At 65.5% G+C, this 3,115-nt stretch carries 5 protein-coding genes; 2 read left to right on the forward strand and 3 right to left on the reverse strand.

Features of this window, described 5'->3' with window-relative positions:
• A partial coding sequence (locus B3D39_RS09130; protein WP_414717987.1) for a hypothetical protein occupies positions 1–226 on the reverse strand: 226 nt, incomplete at its 3' end.
• On the reverse strand, positions 210–863 hold the full coding sequence (locus B3D39_RS09135; RefSeq protein ID WP_078540654.1) for an ABC transporter ATP-binding protein: 654 nt from the start codon (positions 861–863) through the stop codon (positions 210–212). The genes B3D39_RS09130 and B3D39_RS09135, both read right to left, overlap by 17 nt.
• Positions 864–1,018: 155 nt before the next feature.
• Between B3D39_RS09135 and B3D39_RS09140 the strand changes: the two genes are divergently transcribed.
• Together B3D39_RS09140 and B3D39_RS09145 are read left to right on the forward strand one after the other, a co-directional pair.
• On the forward strand, positions 1,019–1,600 hold the full coding sequence (locus tag B3D39_RS09140) for a uracil-DNA glycosylase family protein (RefSeq protein WP_274962859.1): 582 nt from the start codon (positions 1,019–1,021) through the stop codon (positions 1,598–1,600).
• Complete coding sequence (locus tag B3D39_RS09145; RefSeq protein WP_274962860.1) at positions 1,597–2,397, forward strand: SseB family protein; 801 nt, start codon at positions 1,597–1,599, stop codon at positions 2,395–2,397. The genes B3D39_RS09140 and B3D39_RS09145 overlap by 4 nt, the downstream gene beginning before the upstream one ends.
• Positions 2,398–2,418: 21 nt before the next feature.
• On the opposite strand, the gene B3D39_RS09150 is transcribed toward B3D39_RS09145, so the two are convergent.
• A partial coding sequence (locus B3D39_RS09150; protein WP_286789617.1) for a formate/nitrite transporter family protein occupies positions 2,419–3,115 on the reverse strand: 697 nt, incomplete at its 5' end.

Below are 3,115 nucleotides of genomic sequence, written 5' to 3' on the forward strand. Positions count from 1 at the left end.
CCGGCTTGCGCTGCCGTTGCGGCTGCGGTGCCTCCGAGGAAGGCGCGCTTTGCGCAGCGGAGGCGGCGGAGGCGTTGGAAGCGCGCGGCGTGGCAGGTTCGGAGGCGGCGTAGCCCGCGCCCGATTGCAGCGGCATAGCGCCCAGTTGCAGCGAGCCATCGCTCCCCGTGATCACCGGACCATCGCGGCGGATACGGAATTTCGGGGCCTTAGGACTGGTAGTCATACAACCGCTTCGCTTCTTCCAGAGTGTCGAACTGATAAAGTTGCCCGTCGCGCAGCACTGCCGCGCGATTGCAGAATTTCTCGATCGTGGCGGGCTGGTGCGAGACCACGACCACGGTGGAATCGCGCAGCCGGTCGCGCAGGATCGAACCTGCCTTTCGGTTGAACTCCACATCGGTGGTCGAGGGCATCCCCTCGTCGATCAGGTAAATGTCGAATTCCAGCGCCAGAAGCAGGGAAAACGTGAACCGCGCGCGCATCCCCGAACTGTAAGTGCCCACGGGCTGGTCGAAATATTCCGCGATGCCTGTCAGCCAGCGCGAGAAGGCTTCGACGTAATCGGGGTCGAGCCCGTAGAGCCGCGCGATGAAGCGGGCGTTTTCGCGCGCCGAGTGTTTCGAGACGACGCCGCCCATGAAGCCCAGCGGGAACGAGACGCGGCTGGTGCGGCGAATGTCGCCCTCGTCGGGCTTTTCCAGCCCTGCCATCATGTTGATGATCGTGGTCTTTCCGGTGCCGTTGGGTGCGAGAATGCCGAGGCTATGGCCCAATTCTACACGGAAGCTCGCGCGTTCTAGGATCACCTTGCGCTGCTTACCGGTCCAGAAGGATTTGGAGACGTTCTCGAATACGATCATAAGCTCTCGGTCCGGGTCTCCAATTATACGCGTCTCGCCACTAAATCACGGGGGGCGCAGGCTGAGAACCCACCTAACCTTGGATTTGGGCAGGATTATGTTCACTTGGAGGAGGGTTATGCAACGAGGAACACATTGACACCAGAGAGGAAACTATGACCCGACCGGTGCAAGAGGACATCCGCGCCTGTCGCATCTGCGCGGCGCGGTTCCGTGCGACGGCCACGGGGCATTCTCCACGTCCTGTCGCGTGGTTCGGCGCGGGGGCGCGAGTGCTGATCGTGGGGCAGGCGCCGGGGCTTCGGGTGCATGAGACGGGTGTGCCGTTCAATGACCGCTCGGGGGACCGTCTGCGCGACTGGATGGGCGTGGACCGCGAGACCTTCTACGACACGACCCGCATCGCGATCGCGCCAATGGCGTTCTGCTTTCCGGGCTATGACGCGAAGGGGTCGGACCTGCCGCCGCCTTTGATCTGCGCCGAGACATGGCGCGACCGTGTCATGGCCGAGATCGGTCCGGTCGATCTGACGCTTCTGGTGGGCGGTGCCGCGCAGCGCTGGCATCTGGGCACGCGCAACGTGACCCAGACCGTGATGGGGTGGCGAGACCACGCGCCGCGCCTCTTCCCCTTGCCTCATCCGTCCTGGCGCAATACGGGATGGCTGAAGAAAAACCCGTGGTTCGAGGCCGACCTGCTGCCGGTCCTGCGCGCGCGGGTGAAGGAGCTGACATGACCCCCTATGACCGCGCCCATGCCGCGATGGAAGCCGAACCCGACAATGAGGCCAAGCGCCTTGCCGTGTTCGACCGTCTCGCCGATGCCGAGTTGTTCCTGCTTCTCGAGGAAGAGCCCGAGGACGAAAACATCAAGCCGCAGGTGTTCTCCACCGAAGAGGGCGATTTCGTCCTCGTCTTCGACACCGAGGATCGTCTGGGAGAGTTCGCCGATGGCCCGCAGCCCTATGCGGCGCTGCCGGGCCGGGTGATCGCGCAGCATCTGGTGGGCGAGAATATCGGGCTGGGCGTCAATCTCTCGGTGGCAAACTCGGCGATGCTTCTGCCGCCCGAGGCGCTGGATTGGCTGACCGAGACGCTCGCGCATACGCCGTCCGAGGCGCAGGGCCGTCCGGTGGAGTTCACCGCTCCGGGCCTGTCGCCTGCGGTGATCGCGCTGCTGTTGCCCGCCTTCGAGGCGAAGCTGCATCAGCTTGCTGGCATCGCGCAGGCCGCCGTGCTGGGCGGCGTGACCTACGAGGACGGCCACCGGGGCCATGTTCTCGCGGTGATCGGCGCGCATGAGCATTTCCGCGCCGGGATCGCCAAGGCGATGGGCGAGGCGCTGACCTTCTCCGGGCTGGACGCGGGCGAGCTGGACGTGACCTTCCTCGAGCCCGAAGAAAAGGCTGCGCAGCTTCTGCTGGACAAAGGCCTCGTGCTGCATGTGCCGGAGCCGGAAGAGGAAGAGGTGCAGGAGATCGTCCCCGGTTCCGCCCCCGGCATGGACCCGAGCAAGCCGCCGAAGCTGCGCTGAGGCGCGCCCGGCGGCGCTCGCTTATCGGTCGGACGCCGGGGCAGCCCCGTCCTGTTCGCCCGTCACCTCGTTCTTCACCTGACCCCATGTGAGCAGCGTGAAGACCGCCGTGCCGCCCGCGACATTGCCCGCCAGCACGGGCAGGAAGAACCGGCTGAACGCCTCGGCAAGGCTCATCTGGCCGGCCCAGACCAGCAGCCCCGCCTCGACCGAGCCCGCGACGACGTGGGCCGAACCGGAGGCGGCGAGCAGCCATGTCATCGCGAGGATCACGAGGAAGGAACTGCCCTGCGCGGCGGGCATGATCCACACAACGGCCGCGATGATGATCCCCGCAGGCATCGCGCGGTAGAAGTTCTGCCCCATATCGCCATCGGTCGCGTGACGGGCCACCGCAAGCAGACTGTCGGTCATCTCGTCGGGGATCACATGCGGGATGCTCAGGAAGCCCGAGGCGATCGCGCAGCCGAGCACGTTGGAGGCCAGCACAATCGCCCAGAGCCGCAGCATCTTCAGCAGGCAGGTCAGCGAGCGATCCGCCACCACGGGGAGCACGGTCGTGATTGTGTTCTCGGTAAACAGCTGCATCCGCCCGAAGATCACGACCATGAACCCGGCCGAATAGCCAAGCGACTCGACCAGTATCCGCCAATCCTCGTCGGGCAGACGGGCGTGCAGGCTCGCCTGCGCGATCACCGACAGGCTGATGAGGATGCCC

The organism is Thioclava sp. UBA3469 (genome assembly GCF_002378135.1).
GTDB lineage: Bacteria > Pseudomonadota > Alphaproteobacteria > Rhodobacterales > Rhodobacteraceae > Thioclava > Thioclava sediminum.

Excerpts from the sequence above, each read along its gene's own strand:
- B3D39_RS09135 (WP_078540654.1), bottom strand. The coding sequence starts at position 863 with ATGATCGTATTCGAGAACGTCTCCAAATCCTTCTGGACCGGTAAGCAG.
- B3D39_RS09140 (WP_274962859.1), top strand. The coding sequence starts at position 1,019 with ATGACCCGACCGGTGCAAGAGGACATCCGCGCCTGTCGCATCTGCGCG.
- B3D39_RS09145 (WP_274962860.1), top strand. The coding sequence starts at position 1,597 with ATGACCCCCTATGACCGCGCCCATGCCGCGATGGAAGCCGAACCCGAC.